Source organism: Mesorhizobium sp. M0437 (assembly GCF_040321335.1).
In the GTDB taxonomy this organism is placed as follows: Bacteria; Pseudomonadota; Alphaproteobacteria; order Rhizobiales; family Rhizobiaceae; genus Mesorhizobium.
Genome location: NZ_JAMYRK010000048.1, coordinates 22,240 through 45,321 on the forward strand (window position 1 = coordinate 22,240; position 23,082 = coordinate 45,321).

20 protein-coding genes are annotated in these 23,082 nt (G+C 62.9%); 10 read left to right on the forward strand and 10 right to left on the reverse strand.

Translation table 11 applies throughout. From position 1 onward, the window contains the following. The first annotated feature begins 55 nt into the window (after nt 1-55). Nucleotides 56-1,651, forward strand: a complete 1,596-nt coding sequence (locus NKI72_RS24645) for a DEAD/DEAH box helicase (protein WP_352766704.1) — start codon at nt 56-58, stop codon at nt 1,649-1,651. Nucleotides 1,652-1,791: 140 nt separating this feature from the next. Here NKI72_RS24645 and NKI72_RS24650 read toward each other — a convergent pair whose 3' ends face one another. Further along, complete coding sequence (locus NKI72_RS24650; RefSeq protein WP_352472770.1) at nt 1,792-2,685, reverse strand: LysR family transcriptional regulator; 894 nt, start codon at nt 2,683-2,685, stop codon at nt 1,792-1,794. Nucleotides 2,686-2,812: 127 nt separating this feature from the next. Here NKI72_RS24650 and NKI72_RS24655 point away from each other — a divergent pair, with 127 nt between their 5' ends. Beyond that, nucleotides 2,813-3,697: an NmrA/HSCARG family protein gene (locus tag NKI72_RS24655; RefSeq protein ID WP_352835937.1), complete on the forward strand. Its 885-nt coding sequence runs from the start codon at nt 2,813-2,815 to the stop codon at nt 3,695-3,697. A 50-nt stretch (nt 3,698-3,747) separates the two neighbouring features. Then, entirely contained in the window at nt 3,748-4,020 is a 273-nt protein-coding gene (locus NKI72_RS24660; RefSeq protein ID WP_352835940.1) for a DUF2798 domain-containing protein, read from the forward strand. Nucleotides 4,021-4,110: 90 nt separating this feature from the next. Here the strand turns inward: NKI72_RS24660 and NKI72_RS24665 are convergent, their stop codons facing one another. The 7 genes from NKI72_RS24665 to NKI72_RS24695 all read right to left on the reverse strand — a co-directional run bounded on the left by NKI72_RS24665 (nt 4,111) and on the right by NKI72_RS24695 (nt 11,571). Beyond that, complete coding sequence (locus NKI72_RS24665; protein WP_352835943.1) at nt 4,111-4,758, reverse strand: YiaD family glycine zipper/OmpA-like lipoprotein; 648 nt, start codon at nt 4,756-4,758, stop codon at nt 4,111-4,113. Nucleotides 4,759-4,932: 174 nt separating this feature from the next. Continuing rightward, a complete protein-coding gene (locus NKI72_RS24670; RefSeq protein WP_023679923.1) occupies nt 4,933-5,301 on the reverse strand; it encodes a GFA family protein in 369 nt (122 codons plus the stop codon). 177 nt (nt 5,302-5,478) lie between these two features. Continuing rightward, a complete protein-coding gene (locus tag NKI72_RS24675) occupies nt 5,479-5,865 on the reverse strand; it encodes a hypothetical protein (RefSeq protein ID WP_031212810.1) in 387 nt (128 codons plus the stop codon). A gap of 473 nt (nt 5,866-6,338) precedes the next feature. Then, nucleotides 6,339-7,470 (reverse strand): peptide chain release factor 2 gene (gene prfB, locus NKI72_RS24680; RefSeq protein ID WP_352451084.1). Its coding sequence is split into 2 segments (ribosomal slippage): nt 6,339-7,403 and nt 7,405-7,470, totalling 1,131 coding nucleotides; the frame shifts between segments, so codons are not numbered across the junction. A gap of 167 nt (nt 7,471-7,637) precedes the next feature. After that, nucleotides 7,638-10,094: a penicillin-binding protein 1A gene (locus NKI72_RS24685; protein WP_352835946.1), complete on the reverse strand. Its 2,457-nt coding sequence runs from the start codon at nt 10,092-10,094 to the stop codon at nt 7,638-7,640. 30 nt (nt 10,095-10,124) lie between these two features. Next, entirely contained in the window at nt 10,125-10,307 is a 183-nt protein-coding gene (locus NKI72_RS24690) for a hypothetical protein (RefSeq protein ID WP_352457449.1), read from the reverse strand. A 1-nt stretch (nt 10,308) separates the two neighbouring features. After that, nucleotides 10,309-11,571: an N-acetylmuramoyl-L-alanine amidase gene (locus tag NKI72_RS24695; protein ID WP_352835949.1), complete on the reverse strand. Its 1,263-nt coding sequence runs from the start codon at nt 11,569-11,571 to the stop codon at nt 10,309-10,311. A 666-nt stretch (nt 11,572-12,237) separates the two neighbouring features. Between NKI72_RS24695 and NKI72_RS24700 the strand changes: the two genes are divergently transcribed. Beyond that, entirely contained in the window at nt 12,238-15,237 is a 3,000-nt protein-coding gene (locus tag NKI72_RS24700; protein WP_352835951.1) for an Rne/Rng family ribonuclease, read from the forward strand. A 92-nt stretch (nt 15,238-15,329) separates the two neighbouring features. Here NKI72_RS24700 and NKI72_RS24705 read toward each other — a convergent pair whose 3' ends face one another. Both NKI72_RS24705 and NKI72_RS24710 read right to left on the reverse strand, forming a co-directional pair. Next, the gene (locus NKI72_RS24705; RefSeq protein WP_352835954.1) at nt 15,330-16,277 is read right to left on the reverse strand and encodes a glutaminase; all 948 of its coding nucleotides are present in this window, start codon (nt 16,275-16,277) and stop codon (nt 15,330-15,332) included. A gap of 11 nt (nt 16,278-16,288) precedes the next feature. After that, entirely contained in the window at nt 16,289-17,437 is a 1,149-nt protein-coding gene (locus NKI72_RS24710; protein ID WP_352835957.1) for a pyridoxal phosphate-dependent aminotransferase, read from the reverse strand. A gap of 145 nt (nt 17,438-17,582) precedes the next feature. On the opposite strand from NKI72_RS24710, the gene NKI72_RS24715 reads away from it, so the two are divergent. The 6 genes from NKI72_RS24715 (at nt 17,583) to aat (ending at nt 22,930) form a co-directional block, all read left to right on the forward strand. Continuing rightward, the gene (locus tag NKI72_RS24715; protein ID WP_352851069.1) at nt 17,583-18,977 is read left to right on the forward strand and encodes a M48 family metalloprotease; all 1,395 of its coding nucleotides are present in this window, start codon (nt 17,583-17,585) and stop codon (nt 18,975-18,977) included. 70 nt (nt 18,978-19,047) lie between these two features. Beyond that, nucleotides 19,048-19,851 (forward strand): DsbA family protein, encoded by an 804-nt coding sequence (locus NKI72_RS24720; RefSeq protein ID WP_352835962.1) that lies wholly within the window; start codon nt 19,048-19,050, stop codon nt 19,849-19,851. A gap of 163 nt (nt 19,852-20,014) precedes the next feature. Then, entirely contained in the window at nt 20,015-20,449 is a 435-nt protein-coding gene (aroQ, locus tag NKI72_RS24725) for a type II 3-dehydroquinate dehydratase (RefSeq protein WP_352835964.1), read from the forward strand. Between the two features lie 26 nt (nt 20,450-20,475). After that, nucleotides 20,476-20,934, forward strand: coding sequence for an acetyl-CoA carboxylase biotin carboxyl carrier protein (gene accB / locus NKI72_RS24730; RefSeq protein ID WP_292662508.1), 459 nt, complete (start codon nt 20,476-20,478; stop codon nt 20,932-20,934). 19 nt (nt 20,935-20,953) lie between these two features. Beyond that, nucleotides 20,954-22,297, forward strand: a complete 1,344-nt coding sequence (gene accC / locus NKI72_RS24735) for an acetyl-CoA carboxylase biotin carboxylase subunit (RefSeq protein WP_023674822.1) — start codon at nt 20,954-20,956, stop codon at nt 22,295-22,297. A 15-nt stretch (nt 22,298-22,312) separates the two neighbouring features. Beyond that, entirely contained in the window at nt 22,313-22,930 is a 618-nt protein-coding gene (gene aat / locus NKI72_RS24740; RefSeq protein ID WP_352835967.1) for a leucyl/phenylalanyl-tRNA--protein transferase, read from the forward strand. The last annotated feature ends 152 nt before the right edge of the window (nt 22,931-23,082 follow it).

Genomic DNA, 23,082 nt, shown 5'->3' on the forward strand with positions numbered 1-23,082 from the left:
GCGCTTGCCGCGACTGCATATGTTGCGCCCCCGAACCAGCCAAAGACAGCCAAACTTGTCCTCAGACACCCAGATCGCTCAAGAAGCGTTGACCTTCGCAGACCTCGGCCTGTCGCCGAAGGTCCTTTCCGCAGTTACCGATGCCGGCTACACCGAGCCGACGCCGATCCAGGCTGGTGCTATCCCGCACGCCTTGCTCGGCAAGGACGTGCTGGGCATTGCCCAGACCGGCACCGGCAAGACGGCGTCCTTCGTCCTGCCGATGCTTACCCGGCTGGAAAAGGGCCGCGCCCGCGCGCGCATGCCGCGCACGCTGATCCTCGAGCCGACGCGCGAGCTCGCCGCGCAGGTCGAGGAAAACTTCGTCAAATACGGCAAGAACCACAAGCTCAATATCGCACTGCTGATCGGCGGCGTGTCCTTCGACGAGCAGGACAAGAAGCTCGAGCGCGGCGCCGATGTGCTGATCGCGACCCCCGGCCGCCTGCTCGACCATCGCGAGCGCGGCAAGCTCCTGCTCAACGGCGTCGAGATCCTCGTCATCGACGAGGCCGACCGCATGCTCGACATGGGCTTTATCCCCGACATCGAGCGTATCTGCGAGATGATCCCGTTCACCAGGCAGACGCTGTTCTTCTCGGCGACGATGCCGCCGGAAATCACCAAGCTCACCGAGAAATTCCTGCACGCACCGGTGCGCGTCGAAGTGTCGAAGGCAGCATCGGCCGCCACCAACATCACCCAGCGGCTGGTGAAATCCGGCCCGAAACCCTGGGACAAGCGCGAGACGCTGCGCAATCTGATGAAAGCCGAGGATGCCGAGCTGAAGAACGCCATCATCTTCTGCAACCGCAAGATCGAGGTATCGGAGCTGTTCCGCTCGCTGCTGAAATATGATTTCGACGCCGGCGCCCTGCACGGCGACATGGACCAGCGCGCGCGCATGCAGATGCTGGCCAATTTCCGTGACGGCAAGCTGCGCTACCTCGTTGCTTCGGATGTCGCGGCGCGCGGCCTCGACATTCCCGATGTCAGCCATGTCTTCAATTACGACGTGCCGATCCACGCGGAGGATTACGTCCACCGCATCGGCCGTACCGGCCGCGCCGGGCGCTCGGGCAAATCCTTCACCATCGCGACCAAGTCGGACACCAAATACATCGACGCCATCGAGCGGCTGATCGGCACGAAGATCGAGTGGCATGACGGCGATTTGTCGACGGTCGTTGCCAGCGAAGGCGGCGAGGATGAGGCCCCGCGCCGTGGCCGCGGTGCGCCACGCCGTGCCGGCCGCAAGGACGACGCCAAGGACAGGGGCGAGCGCAAACCGCGTGAACGCCACGCCAGGCGCAGCGAAGAAGCAGCGCCGGAAGCAGTTAGCGAGGAACAGCCGGTCGTGGCCGAAGCCACCATCGCCGACATCGACGAGCGGCGTACCCGCAAAGAGGCGATCCGCTCGGAAAACAGCGAGCGCCAGGCTTCACCTGAACGCAAGGCTTCGCCCGATCGCAACGAACGGCGCGCGCCGGAACGGGGCGACACCAGGCCGCAGCGCGAGCGCCCTGCCCGCCAGCGCCAGGAAGACAATGACGCGACCGTCGGCTTCGGCGACGACATGCCGGCCTTCATGCGGATCGTCGCCAAGGTCTGACACGGCTCGCGCGCGGCCCCGCCGACGCGCGAAGCACCCTCTTTTGAGAAGTACTGCTCTCGGTAATCTTGTGGCGTTGCTGCGAGGCGGTCGATTTTGGTGCTGCCGGCGATCCGTATGCCGCTAGGCTCGCTATATAGCTAAAGATCCCTGAGCTCCAGGCGGGATGCCAGCAGGTCCAGAAAAGCGCGAACTTTGGCTGAGGACGACCTGCCTTCCGGCCACACGGCGTGTATCGGCACCGGCACCGGCTCGAATTCGGTTAGAACCAGTTCCAGGCGGCCATCGTCCACCAGGTGCTTTACCTGCCAAAGCGGCGAGTAGCCCAGACCCAATCCGTGAACCGCGGCCGCATAGATCGATATCATCAAATTCGACCGGAAGGTACCCGCGACCTTCACCGGCCGGGGCTTGCCTTCAATCTGAAACATCCATTCGCCTGGGCGGCCGTCGACGGTTCGTACGATGCATTGATGCTCACGCAATTCGAGCGGATGGGCCGGTCGGCCGTGTTGCTGGAAGTAGGCAGGTGCGCCGAACACCACGCGCCGCAGCGCGCCCAGGCGCTTCGCACGTAAATTGGAATCCGGCAAATTGCCGATTCGGACAGCCAAATCGAGGCGCTCGGCATCGAGATCGACAAATTCATCGGAAAGCTGGAGGTCAACCTCGACCCGGGGATATGTCCGCATATAATCGGCGATGACCGGCACGAGGAAGTCCGGGCCGAACAGAACCGGGGCACTGACACGCAGGATGCCCCATGGCTCCGACCGTCGATTGGCCGCCTGAAGCCTGGCTTCGTTAATTTCCTCGACGGCGGGTTTGATGCGCTGGAAAAAGGCCGCTCCGGCTTCGCTCGGCGTCGAGCGGCGTGTCGTCCTGTGCAGAAGCTCGACCCCGATTGATTCCTCCAATGTCGCCAGGGACCGGCTGACCGACTGCAGTGAGCGGTTCAGCCGGCGTGCGGCAGCCGTCAGACTGCCATGCTCGACAATGGCAATGAAGGCTTCGAAATCATCTATCCGGCTCATCGCTCATCGCTCCTTTCTACCGAAAATCGGGAGAACCTATCGCAAAATCGATCAATTGTAACGAAGTTCGCTAGATTTTATCTTCCCTGCACAGGCCGAAAGGCAGACTCAAAGGAAGGAGATCGTCATGCGAACACCCAGTCCAACGGTCCTGGTCGTAGGCGCCGCAGGCCGCGTTGCCGGTTTGGTGGTGCCTGAACTCGTCCGCCGCAATGCCAGGGTTCGAGCGCTTGTTCGTGACGCCGCGAGTGCCGAAAAAGCCCGGAAAGGCGGCGCATCCGAGATCGCGATCGGAGATCTGCGCAACCATCGGAGCCTTGAGCAGGCCGTGAAAGGTGTCGACGGTGTCTTTCACATCGGACCGGCCTTTGCTCCCGACGAAGCCGCCATGGGGGTTGCCATGGTTGAGGCGGCGGCGCGAGCAGGCGTTCGAAAGTTCGTCTTTTCGTCGGTGATCCAGCCGACCAATACGAGGCTGGAAAACCATGCAAGCAAGGTACCCGTTGAAGCTGCCCTCTATTCGACGAACATGGAGTACACCATTCTGCACCCGGCCAATTTCATGCAAAATATCGCGCCGGCCTGGCCGTCCGTCGTCGAGCACGGCGTTTTCGCCGAGCCGTTTCCAAGGACGGCGAAGCTCGCCCGCGTCGACTATCGCGATGTGGCTGAAGTGGCGGCAATCGCACTGACCGAAGCGCGCTTGTCCTATGCGACCCTCGAGCTGTGCGCCGACGGTATGCACAGCCGCGAAGAGGTCGTCGCCATGATGAGCGAAGCGCTTGGCCGGCCGGTTTCGGCGGGCGAGCCGACATTTCAGGACTGGGCGGCGAAGGCCCGCCTTCCCTATACCGACCGGCAGTTGCAGATGCTGGCCAAAGTACACAGCCACTACGCCAAATACGGCCTCGGCGGAAACAGCCTGACGTTGCGTGCCGTGCTTGGCCGCGAGCCGCGTTCGCTGCGAAGCTTCATTCAGGAATTGGCGCTGCAGACGGCATATGCCGCCTGATCGTCCTCACAATAACGCCTACGCAAATTTTTTTGATTAGGAAGATTTCGATGCAAGCATCACCGGACCGAGCCTTCAAATTGAGAAAGCTGCCGCCCTCCTACGGCGCGGTGGTGATGCCGTTGGTTCTTTCGATTCTGATGTCCTCGATTGTCTCGGCGGTTTCGACGGCAATCGGCGCAGGCTGGACGAACGGGTTCATAGCGGCCTGGAGCTATGCATGGGGCGCTTCATGGCTTGTCGCGTTTCCCAGTCTGCTGATTGTGCTTCCGATCGTGCGCCGGATCGTTGCCGCGACTGTCGATCAGCCGGCCCGGTCCTGACATCACGAACGAAGGATGCCGGCGGACGGAGGGCCGACATAGCCATTAGAGCGGCCCCTTGCGGGGCCGCGGCCGGTTCGTGCGCTTGCCTCAGGTAAGCGGCGACAGCTGGATCTCGACGCGGCGGTTCTGAGCCCGGCCGGCAGCGGTCGCGTTGGAGGCGATCGGACGTGTCTTGCCGAAGCCGGTGACGGCGAAGCGGCGGGAATCGACGCCCTGTCCGGACAGATAGTTGGCGACCGCCAAAGCACGGCGCTGCGACAGGTCGAAATTGTGCTCGTCGCTGCCGGTCGAGTCGGTGTGGCCGAACACGTCGACGGTGGTCTGGCGGAACTTTTTCAGCACAAGGGCCACCGAATTCAGCACCGGATAGAAACCGGCCTTCACCGCGTCCTGGTCGACGTTGAAGGTGATGTCGGACGGCATATTGAGGATGATCTGATCGCCGGTGCGGGTGACGCTGACGCCTGTGCCCTGAAGCTGTCGGCGCAGTTCGGCCTCGTTCTGGTCCATGGTGGCACCGATGGCACCGCCGGCAAGCGCGCCGATGCCCGCGCCGATCAGCGCGTTGCGGCGGTCGTTACCGCCGGCAAGCATGCCGAGCCCGGCACCCGCCAAAGCACCGAGACCGGCGCCGGCAGCGGTGTTGGAAACCTTCTGTTCCCCGGTGTAGGGATCGGTGGTGCATGCGCTCACGAGCACAGCCGTCGCCACGACGGCGAGCACAATCTTGTTCATATGGTGGTCCCTCTCCATTCCACGGCCGCGCAACGGCGCACCGCATCAGCCCTTCCAGCGACTTGTAACATGAAATGCGGCGAAAAGCGGACCAGCAAAAGCCGCTGCCGCGGCTTTCCCCGGCTCAATTCCACACGCCTGCAGCGGCTCGCGCGACCACCGCAATTCGACCGGCTACCAGAGATTCTTGCCGTCGATGACCACCACTTCGACCTTGTCGAGATCGAAATCGTCGAACAGCCGCGAGTTCACGCTGATCTTCGGATTGTCGAAATTCGGCTCGCCTGTCGACCAGTCCGGCGTCTCGGTGAAGGTGCCACAGCCGCAGGTGGCGCAAAAGCCGTGTTTTATGGTTTTCGATCCCCACTGGTAGAACGAAACATTCTCCGGCGGGCTGGTGAGCCTGAATTGCGATGGGGTGTAATAGGCCCACAACGAACCGCGTTTCGAACAGAAGGAACAGGTGCATCGCGTCACTGTCTGCGGCGCTTGCGAGACCTCGAACGTCGTCGCCTTGCAGTGGCAGCTTGCCTTGATGGTCATGAATTGGTCCCTCACAATGCCGCCGCCCCGTACGGCAAAGGCAGCATAAAGAAACGCTCCTGACAACTGCCGGTCAGCAGGCTTGTGAGCCTGCGATGCACAGATCGAAGGCCCATCGATCCAAAACCGCTGCACACGCTCGGGTCAGCCCGTGGGCAAGCTTTTGGGCGTCATGCGCTAGTAGGACGATGGCGGCACGAACAGGCAGATGGTCTTTCCGTCATTGGCACCGGCAACGGAGCACCAATGATATTCGCCGTCGGGCGAATTCTTGATCCGCTTGTCGCTATAGGCCACGACTTCCCCGGTTCCTTTGATGACATAGCCCTCGGGACGTTCGCTGATCGATGTCTGAGAGACCTCGCGGCAATCATAGCCCGAGCAGCAGGAGAAGGGATAGCTCCAGCCTTGCGGCATGGCCGCGGTCGGCTTGGCATCATGCGCCAGAGCAGGCGCCGCAAATGGAATGGCGGCAGCTATCAAAACCACTGCCGCGACAAGTGAATTCAGGAGTCGGCGCGCCGTGCGGGCGACTGGGGCCGGTCTGGTTGTGAGAGCAGGCATGAGCGCAGTTCCTATCAACGGTTGTCAAGCATTTCGCTTGCCCGTTCCCGGAACGTGTCTTCCCAGTGGCCGGATCGTCAGGTCGCAGATACGCCGCGTCCGGCCATAAATGCTTTTTTCCTCCCCAGCGCATGAATGCTGGGCTGATTCCTTGGTCGGCGCAAGCAATTGCTGTCGCAACCGAACGCCGACCTCTGCAGCCGGAACCAACCTGCCGTCCTGATTGACGAAACCTGGTCAACCCCGGCAGCGGGATCGCCAATAACGGGATTTGGCTCGCGCTGGTTCCAGGCTTGGCACCGGCGGCCCGCGGCATCCGAGTCAAAAGCGGAAATCGATTTTTGAAAAATCCGATGAAAAACAAAGTTGTAGAACGACAGGTAAGTGCAAATTGAGAGCTCGTCACTCTCGCGCGATGGCCGTAACTCTCGCGTGATGAACCCACATTCCTGCCGGATTGGTGCCCGGCGGCCTCAGTCGATATCGGCCACCGTTTCGCCGGCGCCACCTTCGATCCGCTGCGACAGCGAGGCTTCCATGAAATCGTCGAGGTCGCCGTCGAGCACGCTCGACGGGCTGGTGCTCTCGACACCGGTGCGCAGATCTTTCACCAGCTGATAGGGCTGCAGCACGTAGGACCGTATCTGGTGGCCCCAGCCAATATCGCTCTTCGACGCTTCGGTGGCGTTCGCCACCGCTTCGCGCTTCTTCAGCTCTTCCTCGTAAAGCCGCGAGCGCAGCATTTCCCAGGCCTTGGCCTTGTTCTTGTGCTGGGAGCGCTCGGCCTGGCAGGCAACCGCGATGCCGGTGGCGAGATGGGTTATGCGCACCGCCGAATCGGTGGTGTTGACGTGCTGGCCGCCCGATCCCGACGACCGATAGGTGTCGATACGGACGTCGGATTCGGAAACGTCGATGTCGATCGTATCGTCGATGACGGGATAGACCCAGACGCTGGCGAAGGAGGTGTGGCGGCGCGCATTGCTGTCATAGGGCGAAATCCGCACGAGACGATGCACGCCCGATTCCGTCTTCAGCCAGCCATAGGCGTTGTGGCCCTTGATCAGCAGCGTGGCGGACTTGATGCCGGCTTCTTCGCCGTCATGCACTTCAAGCACCTCGACCTTGAAGCGCCGGCGCTCGGCCCAGCGCGTATACATGCGCAGAAGCATCGAGGCCCAGTCCTGGCTTTCGGTGCCGCCGGCGCCGGCATGGACTTCCAGATAGCTATCGTTGGCGTCAGCCTCGCCCGACAGCAGCGTTTCGATCTGGCGCGCCTTGGCCTCGCCGCGCATCGAGCGGATCGCCGCTTCGGCCTCCGCGATGACGCCCTCGTCGCCCTCTTCCTCGCCAAGTTCGATCAGGCCGATATTGTCTTCCAGGGCCTGGGTGAGGCCTTTGACCGCGGCAATGCCTTCCTCGAGGCCCTGACGCTCGCGCATCAGCTTTTGTGCTTCCAGCGGCTCGTTCCAGAGGCTCGAATCCTCGGCACGGACGTTCAGGTACTCAAGCCGCTTTATGGCTTGGTCCCAGTCAAAGATGCCTCCTCAGCAGGGTGATTGCCTGCCTGATCTCGTCGACAATGTTTTGCGTTTCCGCGCGCATGGCTGGCTGTTCTGTCCTGTTGCTGGATGGCGGTTTGGTGGCGCGATACATAGGGACGGCACGGTCTCCTGTAAAGCGCCGGCCCCTGTAATGTACCGGCCCCTGTAAAGCGGAATGGACCGGCTCGACCATCATCGTCAAGCCGGCCCGACCCGATGTAGCGATTGTCAGTAGAGCCCGCCGCCGCCCGACTGGATGGCCTGGTTGGCCTGCGGCGACAGCGCCCCGCCGGTGGCGTTGGAGCCGTCCGCACCCATGCCGATCACCCAGTAGCTGTCGGCGGGACCGGTACCCGGCTTGAAGGCTTCGATGATGGTTCCGGCGTCACCCGCGTTGGCTCGCATGCCGGTCTTGCGATTGATCGCAATCAGCTTCATGCCGTCCGGAACCTTGAAGTCGACATTGGGCGTGCCGTCCAGTGCCACGCGCATGAAATCCTTGAAGATCGGCGCGGCAAGGCCGCCGCCGGTCGCGCCCTTGCCAAGGCCTTTCGGCTGATCGTAGCCCATATAAAGGCCGACAACGAGGTTCGGCGTATAGCCGATGAACCAGGCATCCTTTTCGTCGTTGGTCGTTCCGGTCTTGCCGGCGATGTGACGGCCGAGCTCGTTGATGGTGGCGCCGGTGCCGCGTTGCACGACGCCCTCCATCATCGATGTGATCTGGTAGGCGGTCATCGGATCGAGCACCTGCTCGGAGTTGTCGACCAGCTCCGGCTCTGGCTGGTTCTGCCACTCGGCGGCGTTGCAGTTCGAGCAGCCGCGTTCGTCCTGCCTGAAGACGGTCTTGCCGTAGCGGTCCTGGATGCGGTCGATCAGCGACGGCTTGATCGACTTGCCGCCATTGGCCATGATCGAATAGGCCGACACCATGCGCATCACCGTCGTCTCGCCGGATCCCAGTGCCATCGGCAGATACGGCGCCAGGTGGTCGTAGACACCGAAACGCTCGGCATATTCCACGACCAGCTTCATGCCCATGTCGTTGGCAAGCCGCACCGTCATCAGGTTGCGCGATTTCTCGATGCCGGACCGCAAGGTCGCCGGGCCGGCCACCGTTCCGTCGTAGTTCTTGGGCGTCCAGGTCGTGTTACCGCTCTGGATGGTGATCGGCCCGTCCATGATCACGGAGGCGGGCGTATAGCCATTGTCGAGGGCGGCCGAATAGACGATCGGCTTGAACGACGACCCCGGCTGGCGCATGGCCTGCGTCGCCCGGTTGAACTCCGACTGCGCGTAGGAGAAACCGCCGACCATGGCCAGGACGCGTCCGGTATGCGGGTCCATGGCGATCAGGCCGCCTTCCACTTCGGGAACCTGGCGCAAGCTGTAGCTGTTGTCCGAGCCGTCGTTCTTCTGCACGAAAATCACGTCGCCCGGCTTCAGCACGTCGGCGGGCGACTTCGCCTTGACGGTCCTGCCGTCGACGACGTGGCGCATGGCGAAGCTCATGTCTTCCTTGCTGACGGTGCCTTCGACGCGGTCCTTGACGATTTCGCCGGAGATCTGGCGCGTCGGCTGCAGGCCGATGGACAGGCCGGTGGCCGAGCTGTCGAGCACGACGGCGAGCGACCATTCCGGCACGTCCTCCAACCGCTTGACGTTGCCCAGCGGCACACCCCAGTCGCCGGCAACGTCGATGCTCGTGACCGGCCCGCGGTAGCCGCGCAGCGTGTCGAACTTCATAAGTCCGTTCTGCATGGCCTTGCGGGCAATCAGCTGCATCTTCGGATCGAGCGTCGTGCGGACGGAAAGGCCGCCTTCGTAGAGCGCATTCTCGCCGTAGCGCGCGATGATCTGGCGACGCACTTCCTCGGTGAAATACTCCCCGGCGAAGAGATAGTTGCCGGTGCGGCGCGGCGTGACGCCGAGCGGCTCGGCCTTGGCCTTCTCGCCTTCTTCATGCGTGACGTAGCCGTTCTCGACCATCTGGTCGATCACCCAGTTGCGGCGCTCCAAGGCGCGATCGGCATGCTTGAAGGGATGGTAGTTGTTCGGCCCCTTCGGCAGGGAGGCGAGATAGGCGGCTTCGGCCACGGTGAGCTCGTTCACCGATTTGTCGAAATAGGTGAGTGCAGCACCGGCGACGCCATAGGCGCCGAAGCCGAAGAAAATCTCGTTGAGATAGAGTTCGAGAATGCGATCCTTCGAGTAGGCCTGCTCGATGCGGAAGGCGAGGATCATCTCCTTGATCTTGCGCTCGTAGGTCTGGTCTGAAGACAACAGGAAGTTCTTCGCCACCTGCTGGGTAATCGTCGAGGCGCCGACCTGGCGCTTTCCCGAACCAACATTCTGCAGGTTGACGACAATGGCCCGGCCAAGGCCGGTCACGTCGATGCCGGGGTGATTGTAAAAATTCTTGTCCTCGGCCGACAGGAAGGCCGCCTTGACACGATCCGGGATCGCCTGAATCGGCAGATAAAGCCGCCGCTCACGCGCATATTCGGCCATCAGCGCGCCATCCGACGCGTGGATGCGGGTCGTCACCGGCGGCTCGTATTTGGCCAGCACCTCGTAATCGGGCAGGTCCTTCGACAAATGGCCGATATAGATCGCCACGCCCGCCGCGACCAAAAGGGCCAGCGTCGTGCCGATGCCGAAGAAATAGCCAATGAGACGAATCATACCCGCTCCAGTCCTTGGTTCGGGAATTTCCTAAACGAAGCCGCCCTTCACGCAAGCTTTCGGGACGATCCCAAACCGTAATCGCAAAATCCATGTCGCGACCATGTGGGCAAAATACGGCAGCGCGGGATTTCGGTTTCGAATGCCGGAAATAAAAGCACAGGGTGTTGTCGCCGTGCAACGCTGCTTCAGGTTGTGGGCGCCGGCGGACATTTCAGCCTCCGGCCCCCGTTCCGCTCTTGGCCGAAGCAAACAGGGCAACGGCGTTGGTTATGCTCTGGGTCGCCTTGTTGCGCCAATCGGCGCTGAGCAACTGCGCTTCGTCCTTGGCGTTCGACAGATAGCCGAGTTCGACCAGCACGGATGGAACGTCCGGCGCCTTCAGCACCTTGAAGCCGGCAGAACGCTGCGGGTTGTTGATCAGACCGACGCTGGTGGAAAGCTGGCCGACGAGAGTATGGGCGAAGCTCATCGAAAAATTATGCGTCTCGCGGCGGATCAGGTCGATCAGGATATCGGTCACTTCCTTGCTGTCGTCCTTGATCTCCATGCCGGCGAACTGGTCGGAAAGATTTTCACGGTCGGCAAGCGCCTGCGCCTCGGGATCGGAAGCCTTGTCGGACACGGTGTAGACGGTTGCGCCGCGAATGCCCTTGAGGCTGATCGTGTCCGCATGGATCGAGATGAGCAGGTCGGCCTCATGCTGTCGGGCAATGCGCACGCGGTCGTCGAGCCGCAGGAACTCGTCCGTTTCGCGCGTCAGGAACACGTCGTATTTGCCGCTGGCGGCGAGCTTGTCGCGCAGTTCCATGGCAAAGGCGAGCGTCACGTTCTTTTCGACCGTACCGTTCAGGCCCTCGGCACCGCCGTCGATGCCGCCATGGCCGGGATCGACGACGACGGTGAAACGATGGCCCGGATTGGAGACCGGCCCGGTACCGACCCTGCCGGCCTTGTCGGCGGAGACCGTCGAACCGGTGGTCAGCGCCTGATTGGCGAGCGCTGCGTCGAATTCCCGCTGCGAGGCCGCCGACATGTCGATGGCGATCCGGTAGCCGTTGCCGTCACCGTTCTTGAGCACGTCGAGATTGTCGACGGCGAACGGTCCCTTGCCGGTGAGAATCAGCCGCGATTTCCCCTCGCCGAGCTCGCCGTAACGCACCGTGCGGACAAGGCCGCGCGGCTTTACATCCCTGGCATTGAGGGCAAATCTGGTGGCCGGCAGATCGATGACCAGGCGATTGGGGCCGCGCAGCAGGAACCATTTGATGTCGGGTTCGCGGTCGAAATTGATGACGATGCGCATCTTGGTGGCATCGCCGGCCATCTTGTAGCTTGTGGCGCCGAGCGGTACGTCGGCAGCACGCGAAAGCGGCGAAAAGACCAGGCAAGCCAGGATCAGCGACAGCAGGCAGGCGGTGCGGAACAACCAGCCTCCATGATGACGGCCCTTGTCTGCGAAGCCTGCCAGTCCCATCTTTCTACCAATCGCTCCCGTTGGCGTCATGCCCGATCGCTTGTCGAAGTGCCCTATTGCTTGTCAAAGTGCTGGCAGGCCGCGAACTCGATTAACGATTGGTATCCAGAGAAGGTTAACCAAGCCTTTTCATGGAAGGCTTGGAACCTGGGCTTCCGCTGCGGAACGGCTTTTTGCCGGCATCGGGAATCGGGGTTGCCTTCCAACCCGCCAAATCATAAAAGCGATGGTGGATCACTGCAATCCTGGAACCGTCCTCCTCCGCAGCTTCCTGCTACAGGTCAGACGCAAGACGGCTCCTTTCGCTTCAGGCGAAGAAGGCATCGGTGATCGCGACGATTTTCGCAGGCGTGCTCCCGTGGCGGGGGAATCGCCTGCGTGAGCAAAACGGCCGGGATTGTCCCGTGCCGGCTCTGTATGAGCAAACAAGCTGGTCCGGTTTTTTCCGGGCTTTGGTTCAAAAGGTTCTGCTGGTGACGATGGCTTCAAGCGCAATCATGGAAAGGTCCGCAACAAACCGCGCCACTACGGCTGCGGGCGGCACCGCCATGGCGCTCAGGCAGCGGCCGGCGGACGTTCAATTGTCCGGCACCCATGTTCCAGGTCCACGGCAGCGGGCATTGCCTCGCAAGCTGCGGCCGACGGCTGCCGGGAGGAAACGAAATAATGCCCAACAAAATGCTGATAGACGCCTCCCACCCGGAGGAAACACGCGTTGTCGTCGTTCGCGGTAACCGTATTGAAGAATTCGACTTTGAATCCCAGGACAAGAAGCAGCTCAAAGGAAACATCTATCTCGCCCGCGTAACGCGCGTCGAACCTTCTCTTCAGGCAGCCTTTGTCGAATATGGCGGCAACCGTCACGGTTTCCTCGCCTTCAGTGAAATACACCCCGACTACTACCAGATTCCGGTCGCCGACCGTCAGGCGCTGCTGCGTGCGGAAGCACAGGAAGCCCAGGACGAAGAGGACGAGGAAGCCGCCGAAGGCGAGGACCGCCAGAGCCGCGACCGTGGCAAGCGCGGACGCCGGCGCGGCGGCAAAAGCCGCGACCGCGGCGAGCACAGGCGCGAGGCAGGCGCGGCTGACGGCGAGAATGGCGAGAACGGCGAAGATGCCGTCGCAGAAAAGCTGGATGCCGTTGACGACAACACCATGTCCGACATTGCCGGACAGAGCGAGGGTGCCGCCGGGCAGAGCGATGAAGCCGCCGATCGCGGTGAGACCGAGCCGTCCGAAGGCGGTTCGAGTTCCATCGCTGCCAACGTCGATGCCGACGTAATCTCGGAAGCCGTCCCACAAGTCGAGGTAAGCGGGCCCGAGACAAGCGGGGCCGAGACAAGCGGCGAAGCAACCTCCGAAGACAACGATCGCGGCATGCTGGAAGAGGTGCAATCCTCGCATCCGGACGATCACGAGGTCGAATCGGTCGGCGCCGAGGACGCGCTGGAAGAAGTGCGCAACCGCCGCAAGCCGGTCCGTCGCCAGTACAAGATCCAGGAGGTGATCAAGCGCCGGCAGATCCTGCTGGTGCAGGTCGTCAAGGAAGAGCGCGGCAACAAGGGTGCAGCGCTGACCACCTACCTGTCGTTGGCCGGCCGCTATTCGGTGCTGATGCCGAACACGGCCCGCGGCGGCGGTATTTCGCGCAAGATCACCAATGCGCAGGACCGCAAGCGGCTGAAGGAAGTGGTCGCCGATCTCGAAGTGCCGCAAGGCATGGGTGTCATCCTGCGTACGGCAGGCGAAAGCCGCACCAAGGCAGAGATCAAGCGCGACTACGAATATTTGATGCGGCTTTGGGAAAACGTCCGCAATCTGACGCTGCAATCCACGGCCCCTGCCCTGGTTTACGAGGAAGGCAGCCTGATCAAGCGCTCGGTGCGCGACCTTTACAACAAGGATATCGACGAGATCCTGGTTTCCGGCGAAGAAGGCTACCGCGAGGCCAAGGACTTCATGCGCATGCTGATGCCGAGCCACGCCAAGGTGGTTCAGCCGTTCCGCGACACGACGCCGATCTTTGTGCGCAACGGCATCGAAGCGCAGCTCGACCGCATGCTGCAGCCGCAGGTGACGCTGAAGAGCGGCGGCTACATCATCATCAACCAGACGGAAGCGCTGGTCGCCATCGACGTCAATTCGGGCCGTTCCACCAAGGAGCACTCGATCGAGGACACCGCACTTCACACCAATCTGGAAGCCGCCGAGGAAGTCGCCCGGCAATTGAGGCTGCGCGATCTCGCCGGCCTCATCGTCATCGACTTCATCGATATGGAGGAGAACCGCAACAACCGCTCCGTCGAGAAGCGGCTGAAGGATCACCTCAAGAACGATCGTGCCCGCATCCAGGTCGGCCGCATCTCGCATTTCGGCCTGATGGAGATGTCGCGCCAGCGCATCCGCGCCAGCGTGCTGGAATCGACCATGAAGCCTTGCCCGCATTGCGGCGGCACCGGCCATGTGCGCTCCGATTCGTCGGTCGCGCTGATGGTGGTGCGGGCAATCGAGGAATTCCTGCTCAAGGATTCGCGCAGCCACATCACGGTGCGGACGCCGGCGGCGACCGCGCTCTATGTGCTCAATCACAAGCGCGGCACGCTGGTGGAATTCGAGCATCGCTTCGGCGTGACCATCACCATCGAAGCCGATGACGCGGTCGGTGCACAACACTATGCCATCTTCCGCGGCGCGCTGGCCGAAAAGCCGGAAGGCTTTGTCGAGGCGCGCACGTTCCCGGCCTATGTCGAGCCGGAAGAACCCGAGGACGAGATCGTCATCGAAGAGGAAGACGAGGAACCGGTGCAGGCCGAGCAGCCACGCCCTGCCCAGCAGCCGCAGCAGCCAAGGTCCGGCGAGGACGGCGAAGGCCGCGATCGCAAGCGCCGCAAGCGCCGCAGACGGCGCGGCGGCAAGGATCGTGAACACGGGGATCGTGAACACGGGGATCGTGAACACGCGGACCGCGAACATGGCGCTGCTGTGGAAGGTGCTTCCGTTTCGGCGCCGACGGACGACGCCTTCGTAGCCGCGGGCGACCAAGGCGCCGAAGCGGAACGTGAAGCGCCGGCCGGTGTTGCCGAAACGGCGGAAGCGGCGGACGACGGTCACGGCAAGAAGCGCCGGCGCGGCAAGCGCGGCGGCAAGCGCAATCGCCGCGAAGAGGGCGAAGGCGAGATCGAAGCCAGCGCCGGCGAGCCGGCCGCCATGACGGAAGGTGCGGTGTCGGAAGCAGAGCCCGTGACCGGCGAGCCGGAAGGCGCGCCGCCGGCCGAAGAGCTTGCGGTGCGTGCTCCGGCGAACGACGACATGCCGAGCGCCGAAAAGCCGAAGAAGCCGCGCCGCGCCGCCAAGCCGAAGAAGGTTGCGGCGGAAGCAGTTGCCGAGATTGCGGGCGCCGAGACATCGGCTGCCGAGGCCGCCTCCGTGGCTTCCGGCGAGACCCCCGCGCCGGTGCCGCAGGAGACCGAAGTGGCGGCTGCCGAGGAAACGCCGAAGGTCCGGCCGTCGCGGCGCAAGCCCGTACCGGTGGATGCTCCGGTCGTGCCGGTCGTCTCCTCGATCGTCCCGGACGAGGCAAAGGCCGACGAGGCAAAGACCGAGGAAGCAAAGACCGAGGACAAGCCGAAGCGTGCCGGCTGGTGGCAACGGAAGGGCTTTTTCTAAGCTTTTCCGCGCATTAGCCAGACTTTCTGAAAAAAAATCCCGCGCTGCCGATCGGCTGCGCGGGATTTTTTGCTCCAATTCAGGCGACGACACTATGGCGCGAAGATCGACCAGTTCATCATCTTCGCCAGTTTTTCCAGCGCGATCGAACCCAGCCTGGAATTGCCGTTGGCGTTGAGGCCTGGCGACCATACGGCAAGCGAGGCGACCCCCGGCACGATCCCCAATATGCCGCCGCCAACGCCGCTCTTGCCGGGAATGCCGACGCGGAAAGCGAAGTCGCCGGAGCCGTCATAGTGGCCGCAGGTCAGCATCATCGCGCCGATGCGGCGGGCGCGCTCGGCCGACACGACGGAATGCCCGGTCGCCGGGTTCTTGCCGGCATTGGCAAGGAAGCGGCCGGCCAGGGCCAGTTGCCGGCAGCTCATGGCGATAGCGCAATGGTGGAAATAGACGCCCAGCGCCAGTTCCGGCGCATGGTGGAGATTGCCGAACGATTTCATGTAATTGGCAAGCGCGAAATTGCGAAAGCCGGTGGCGCGTTCGGACGCCGCGACCTCGCGGTCGATGACGATTGTGTCGTCATCGGCCAGGAACTGGATGAAGCGCAGGATCTCGCCGATCGCCTCGCGCGGCTGATGGCCGGCAAGCAGGATGTCCGAGACGACGATGGCGCCGGCATTGATGAATGGATTGCGCGGAATGCCGTTCTCGTGCTCGAGCTGGACGATCGAGTTGAACGGATTGCCCGAAGGTTCGCGCCCAACCCGCTGCCACAGCGCGTCGCCGACATTGCCGAGCGCCAGCGTCAGCGTGAACACCTTTGAGATGCTCTGGATCGAAAACGCCTCGTCGGCATCGCCCGCGGTCAGCACGCGGCCGTCATTGGTCACCGCGGCAATGCCGAATTTTTTCGAATCGATCTTGCCGAGCTGGGGAATATAGCTGGCGACGTCGCCGCGATCGGTACGCTCCGCCATTTCGGCGGCGACCTCGCGCAACGCCTGTTCAAGTTGAGGCGCCTGTTCGAGCTCCGGCATCGTCGCCCCCGCTACTTCAGCCAGCGTTCGATACGCGCCATCGCCTCGACCATGTCGTCGTGGCTGCCGGCATAGGAAAAGCGCATCGTGCGATGGCCTTGCAGCGGGTCGAAATCGCGGCCCGGCGTCGCCGCCACATGCGCCTCGGCAAGCATCCGGCGCGCAAACGTCATGCTTTCATTGGTGTGCCTGGTGACGTCGCAGAAGGCGTAGAACGCGCCGTCCATAGGCGCGGCCAAAGCAAAGCCGAGCTCCGGCAGGCGTTGCATCAGGAGCTCGCGGTTCCAGGCATAGCGCGCCTTCACCGCTTCCAGCTCTGGCGTCGCCTTGAACGCCTCGATCGCGGCAATCTGGGACAGTTCGGGCGGCGAGATGTAGAGGCTCTGGGCGATGCGCTCGACCGGCCGCACCAGTTCCTGCGGCAGCACCATCCAGCCGATGCGCCAGCCGGTCATGCAATAATATTTCGAGAAGGAATTGATCACCGTCACATCCGCGCCGAAAGCAAGCGCCGTCGTGTCGGGCGCCGCATAGGCCAGCCGGTGATAGATTTCGTCCGAGATGACGGCGATGCCGAGCTCTTGCGCCGTTTTGACCAGCGCCTCGAGATCGCCGGCGGGAATGACCGCGCCGGTCGGGTTGGCCGGGCTGGCGAACAGCACGCCCTTCAGCGGTTTTTCGCGGTGCGCGGCTTGCAGGTGCTCGGCATGCAGATAGGCGGCGCCGTCCAACTCGATCTCGGCGATGTCGATGCCGAGCGCGGCCATGATGTTGCGATAGGCAGGATAGCCGGGCGCAGCGATGGCGACGCGGTCGCCTGGATCGAACATTGCCAGGAAAGCGAGGTTGAAGGCAGCCGACGATCCGGTGGTGACGGCTATCCGCTCGGGCGAAACGTCAAGCCCGTAATGCTCGCCATAATGCGCCGCGATCGCCTTGCGCAGGCCGGCGAGGCCCAGCGCGTCGGTATAGCCGATGCGGCCTGTCTTCAAGGCATTGGCCGCCGCTTCGCGAACCCCGGCCGGCGCCGGATCGGAAGGCTGGCCGACGGCCATAGAAACGACCGGCAGGCCCTTGGCTTTCAGCCGATTCGCCTCGGCCAGGATGTCCATGGCATGGAACGGTTCGACCGCGCCGCGGCGCGAAAGCGAAACAACCATTTTTCAATCCACCACACTTGTCCACACGTGCCGGCCATGCTGGCCGCGCCGCACAAATGCCCGATTGGTGTGGGGATCACAAGTTCGGTAAGTTTAGGCTGCCGACTTTTCATCCTTCGCCCACTCGTCTACCAGTGGACCTGCCATGTTGAGCCGACCCAAATCGACGATCGCCAGGACAGCGCGCGCCCTCGCGATGCTTTCGCTTGCCGTGGTGGTCGCCATAGCCGGCTCGGTCAATGCCTTTGCGCAGAATGTGCCGGTTGTGCGCGATGCCGAGATCGAGGCGCTGGTGCGCGATTACGCGCGGCCGATCTTCAAGGCGGCGGGCTTGTCGGGCGACGCCATCAACATCGTGCTGGTCAACGACCAGAGCTTCAACGCCTTTGTTGCCGGCCGCCGGCTGTTCATCAACACCGGCGCGCTGATGACGGCCGAAACGCCCAACGAGATCATTGGCGTCATTGCCCACGAGGCCGGCCATATCGCCGGCGGACACCAGCAGAAATTGCGAGAACAGCTCGAGCGCGCCAAGACGATGGCGATCCTGGCGACGCTGCTTGGCGCCGGCGCCATGGTGGCCGGCGCCACCAGCAACAGCCGCGGTCTCGCCGGCGCCGGCAGGGGCGTGGTGGCCGGCGGCGGCGAGATGGCGCAACGCAGTATCCTCGCTTATCAGCGCACCGAAGAGATGACCGCCGACCGTTCGGCGATCACCTATCTCAATGCAACCGGCCAGTCCGGCATGGGCATGCTGAAGACGTTTGGCCGCTTCCAGAACGCATTGTCGCTCTCGGGCGCGCAAGTCGATCCCTACAGGATCAGCCATCCGATGCCGCAGGAGCGTATCGCCAATCTCGAAGTGCTGGTGAAGCAGAGCCCTTACGTCGACAAGGTCGACCCTCCGGCACTGCAGCAGCGCCACGACATGATGCGCATCAAGATCGCCGCCTACATGCAGGGCCAGGCGGCGGCGTCGCGATTGATGCGCAAGAACCCCGGCAGCCTCGCCTCACGCTATGGCGACGCGCAGATGACCTATCTGTTCGGCAATCTGGCGTCGGCGCTCACCAAGACCAACGCGTTGATCAAGGAACAGCCGAAAAATCCCTATTTCCAGGAATTGCGCGGCGACATCCTGATGAAGGCGAACCGGCCGAAGGATGCGGCGGACGCCTATGCCAAGTCGGTCAGCCTCGATCCGGCGCGATCGGGGCTGCTGCCGGTCTCGTACGGCCAGGCGCTGATGGCGATCGGCACGCAGGATTCGCTGAAGAAGGCGGTGGCGCAGATCAACACCGGCCTCGGACGGGATCGCGAAAACGCCGCCGGATACCGCTATCTGGCACAGGCTTACGGGGAACTCGGCAACATCCCGGCCGCCGAGCTTGCAACCGCCGAAGGGCATTTCTATTCCGGCGACTACAAGAATGCGAAAATCTTCGCCATGCGGGCGCAGCAGAGCATGAAGCGGGGCGAGCCGGGCTGGCTTCGCGCGCAGGACATTATAAACTACGCACCATCAGGTAAGAAGAAGTGAACCTTTCGGACGCAGGCTGCGACACAGCCAAACCGGGCGGACCCGAACACAGGCAAGAGGATCGAGGATCATGACAAAGGCAATTCTGCTGGGCACTACCGGAGTGGCAGCGGCTCTCGCCATGCTGGCGTTCGGCTTCGTCGCCGGCAATCCGCAGACGGCGAAGGCCGGCATGGCACAGCTTGCCCAGACGACGTCCTCAGGTACCAAGCTCGACCGTGCCGAAGTCGAAGGCATCGTCCGCGACTATCTCCTGAAGAACCCGGAAGTGCTTCTGGAGGCCCAGCAGGCACTCGAGGCCAAGCAGAAGGAAGAACAGCGCGTCGCCAGTCTCGGTGTCATCAAAGACGCCAAGGACCAGATCTTCAATTCCTCATTCGACGGTGTTGTCGGCAATCCGAACGGCAAGGTCACCATCGTCGAATTCTATGATTATAATTGCGGCTACTGCAAACGCGCCATCGACGACATGCGCGCGCTGACCAAGGCCGATCCGGACCTGCGCTTCGTGCTCAAGGAGTTCCCCATCCTCGGCCCGGATTCGCAGAAGGCGAGCGTCGTCTCGATGGCCTTCCATTTGATGAAGCCGGAGAAATACGGCGAATTCCACAATGCCCTGCTCGGCGGCCAGGGGCGCGCCACCGAGGCGGCGGCGATCAAGGTGGCGCTGTCGCTCGGCGCCGACGAGGCGGCGCTGCGCGAAAAGATGAAGGACCCGAGCATCACCGAGGCCTTCTCCAAGACCTATGACCTCGCCACCAAGCTCGCCATCACCGGAACGCCGTCCTATGTCGTCGGCAACGAGGTGGTGTTCGGCGCGCTTGGCCAGGAAGTGCTGGCCGAAAAGATCGAGGCGGCGAAGGCCGCGCTCTGATCAGCATTCGGGTTTCGATTAGGCTGCGGGTTTCTGGCACGGGCCGTTTTCCGGCTGTTGTGGACGGCGAAAGAACGCACTTGCGCTCTTTTCGCCAGCGTCTATGCCCATTATAGAGGGTCCGGCGCGCCGGCTTAGCCGCGCCGGGAAAGGTCGGCATTTTTTGAAAACGGTTTTCGTCCTGAACGGCCCCAATCTCAACGCGCTCGGCAAGCGCGAGCCGGGCATCTATGGCGGCAAGACGCTTGCCGCGATCGCCGACGACTGCCAGCAGGCAGGTGCCGCACTTGGGCTGGAGATCGATTTCCGCCAGTCGAACCATGAGGGCGACCTCGTCGACTGGATCCACGAGGCCGCCGACAAGGCCGCCGCAATCGTCATCAATCCGGGCGCCTACGGCCATACCTCGATCGCCATTCACGATGCCATCCGCGCCGTCGCGCCGCTGCCGGTCGCTGAGGTGCATCTCTCCAACATCCACGCGCGGGAACCATTCCGCCACGTCTCCATGGTCGCGCCGGTCGCCGTCGGCATGATCTGCGGGTTCGGGCCGCTCGGCTACACGCTGGCGCTGCAGGCGCTGGCTGCACGCCTATGACCGGCCAACAAACAGAAGGCTCGAAAATGTCGATAAAGAAGAACGGTGTTGACCAGCAGCTGATCCGCGATCTGGCGGGCATACTGAACGACACCAACCTGACCGAGATCGAGGTCGAGCTGGGCGATCTGAAGGTGCGCGTCTCGCGGCAGGCCCCGGCCGTCCATGCCGTCGCCGCAGCTCAGCCGGCCTATGCCCCGGCAGCCGCGCAGCCTGCGGCAGCGGCCGCGCCGGCGACGCCCGACGTGTCGAAGAACGCCGTTGCCTCGCCGATGGTCGGCACCGCCTATCTGGCACCGTCGCCCGACGCCAGGCCGTTCATCGAAATCGGCCAGAAGGTCAAGGAAGGCCAGACGCTGCTGATCATCGAAGCAATGAAGACGATGAACCAGATCCCCTCGCCGCGCGCCGGCACGGTGACGGCGATCCTGTTTGAAGATGCGCAGCCGGTCGAATATGGCATGCCGCTCGTCGTGATCGAGTAGAGCCGGGAACAGGCGAAAGATGTTCCAGAAAATCCTCATCGCCAATCGCGGCGAAATCGCCCTCAGGGTGCTGCGCGCCTGCAAGGAGCTCGGCATCCAGACGGTGGTGGTGCATTCGACCGCCGACGCCGACGCCATGCATGTGCGTCTCGCCGACGAGAGCGTCTGCATCGGCCCGCCGCCGTCGCGCGACAGCTATCTCAACATCCACCAGATCGTCGCCGCCTGCGAGATCACCGGCGCCGACGCGGTGCATCCCGGCTACGGTTTTCTGTCGGAGAACGCCAAGTTCGCCGACATCCTCGCCGCGCACAACATCACCTTCATCGGCCCGACCGGCGACCATATCCGCATCATGGGTGACAAGATCGAGGCCAAGCGTACCGCAAAACGCCTCGGCATTCCCGTGGTGCCCGGCTCCGACGGCGCGGTCACCGAGGACAAGGAAGCCAAGCGCATTGCCGCCGCGATCGGCTACCCCGTGATCATCAAGGCATCGGCCGGCGGCGGCGGGCGCGGCATGAAAGTGGCGCGTAGCGAGGCCGATCTCGAGGTGGCGCTGCAGACGGCACGCTCGGAGGCGGGTGCGGCCTTCGGCGACGACGCAGTCTATATCGAGAAATATCTGCAGAAGCCGCGCCATATCGAAGTGCAGGTGTTCGGCGACGGCGCCGGGCGCGGCGTGCATTTCGGCGAGCGCGACTGCTCGCTGCAGCGCCGCCACCAGAAGGTCTGGGAAGAAGCGCCCTCGCCGGCGCTCAATGCCGAGGAGCGCGCGCATATTGGCGGCGTCTGCGCCAGGGCGATCGCCGATCTCGGCTATTCCGGCGCCGGCACCATCGAATTCCTCTATGAGGACGGCGAGTTCTATTTCATCGAGATGAATACGCGCCTGCAGGTCGAACATCCGGTGACCGAGGCGATCACCGGCATCGACCTCGTGCACGAGCAGATCCGCGTCGCCTCGGGCGGCGGGCTTTCGGTGCGCCAGGAGGATATCCGCTTCCACGGCCATGCCATCGAATGCCGCATCAATGCCGAGGATCCGCGCACCTTCACCCCCTCGCCGGGCACCATCACCCATTTCCACACGCCGGGCGGCCTCGGCATCCGCGTCGATTCCGGCGTCTATTCGGGCTACAAGATCCCGCCCTACTACGACAGCCTGATCGGCAAGCTGATCGTGCATGGCCGCAACCGCGTCGAATGCATGATGCGGCTGCGGCGCGCGCTCGACGAATTCGTCGTCGACGGCATCAAGACGACGCTGCCACTGTTTCGCGACCTCGTTGGCAACGCCGACATCGCCAATGGCGACTACGACATCCATTGGCTGGAAAAATACCTGGCCGAAGGCGAGTGATACAGGGGCGAAGCGATGACCCGTCCCTACGCACCCGGTTATCGCATCCCGACCGACCTTTTGCTCAAAGCCTATGCCTCCGGCGTCTTCCCGATGGCCGAAAGCGCCAATGACCCCGAAGTATTCTGGGTGCGGCCGGAGACGCGCGGCATCATTCCGCTCGACGGGTTCCACATACCGAAAAGCCTGAGAAAGACGATCCGCAAGAACCTGTTCGAGTTCCGCATCGATTTCGACTTCGAGGCAACGATCGAGGCCTGCGCTGAAAAGCGCGAGGAACGTCGGTCGACCTGGATCAACGCGCCGATCCGCGAAGCCTATATCGAGCTGCATCGGATGGGCCATTGCCATTCGGTCGAGGCCTGGCACAACGACCGACTGGTCGGGGGGCTCTACGGCGTATCGCTCGGCCGCGTGTTCTTCGGCGAGAGCATGTTCGCCAGGGAGACCGACGCGTCAAAGGCCTGCCTGGTTCACCTCGTCGAACGCCTGAAGGCGCGTGGCTTTGCACTGCTCGATACGCAGTTCACCACCGAGCATCTCAAACGCTTCGGTGCAATCGACGTGCCGCGCGGCAAGTACGAGAAGATGCTGGCCGAGGCGCTGAAGGGCGAGGCCGTGTTTTTTCCATAACCTGGAATGGCTCATCGTTTCACAGGAACGCAATTCCGGACGGAAAGCCGTTCACACTTCCTGGAATTGCTTGTCTTATGACTTTCGCTGCCGAATGGGTCAGAAAGGAACGCTGAGAGAGGGTAGCCGCCCTCCCTCAGCGGCGAGGGTCG

Coding starts and splice junctions, on each gene's coding strand:
- NKI72_RS24650 (WP_352472770.1), bottom strand. CDS start 2,685: ATGAGCCGGATAGATGATTTCGAAGCCTTCATTGCCATTGTCGAGCAT.
- NKI72_RS24655 (WP_352835937.1), top strand. CDS start 2,813: ATGCGAACACCCAGTCCAACGGTCCTGGTCGTAGGCGCCGCAGGCCGC.
- NKI72_RS24660 (WP_352835940.1), top strand. CDS start 3,748: ATGCAAGCATCACCGGACCGAGCCTTCAAATTGAGAAAGCTGCCGCCC.
- NKI72_RS24665 (WP_352835943.1), bottom strand. CDS start 4,758: ATGAACAAGATTGTGCTCGCCGTCGTGGCGACGGCTGTGCTCGTGAGC.
- NKI72_RS24670 (WP_023679923.1), bottom strand. CDS start 5,301: ATGACCATCAAGGCAAGCTGCCACTGCAAGGCGACGACGTTCGAGGTC.
- NKI72_RS24675 (WP_031212810.1), bottom strand. CDS start 5,865: ATGCCTGCTCTCACAACCAGACCGGCCCCAGTCGCCCGCACGGCGCGC.
- NKI72_RS24685 (WP_352835946.1), bottom strand. CDS start 10,094: ATGATTCGTCTCATTGGCTATTTCTTCGGCATCGGCACGACGCTGGCC.
- NKI72_RS24690 (WP_352457449.1), bottom strand. CDS start 10,307: ATGTCCGCCGGCGCCCACAACCTGAAGCAGCGTTGCACGGCGACAACA.
- NKI72_RS24695 (WP_352835949.1), bottom strand. CDS start 11,571: ATGGGACTGGCAGGCTTCGCAGACAAGGGCCGTCATCATGGAGGCTGG.
- NKI72_RS24700 (WP_352835951.1), top strand. CDS start 12,238: ATGCCCAACAAAATGCTGATAGACGCCTCCCACCCGGAGGAAACACGC.
- NKI72_RS24705 (WP_352835954.1), bottom strand. CDS start 16,277: ATGCCGGAGCTCGAACAGGCGCCTCAACTTGAACAGGCGTTGCGCGAG.
- NKI72_RS24710 (WP_352835957.1), bottom strand. CDS start 17,437: ATGGTTGTTTCGCTTTCGCGCCGCGGCGCGGTCGAACCGTTCCATGCC.
- NKI72_RS24715 (WP_352851069.1), top strand. CDS start 17,583: ATGTTGAGCCGACCCAAATCGACGATCGCCAGGACAGCGCGCGCCCTC.
- NKI72_RS24720 (WP_352835962.1), top strand. CDS start 19,048: ATGACAAAGGCAATTCTGCTGGGCACTACCGGAGTGGCAGCGGCTCTC.
- accB (WP_292662508.1), top strand. CDS start 20,476: ATGTCGATAAAGAAGAACGGTGTTGACCAGCAGCTGATCCGCGATCTG.
- accC (WP_023674822.1), top strand. CDS start 20,954: ATGTTCCAGAAAATCCTCATCGCCAATCGCGGCGAAATCGCCCTCAGG.
- aat (WP_352835967.1), top strand. CDS start 22,313: ATGACCCGTCCCTACGCACCCGGTTATCGCATCCCGACCGACCTTTTG.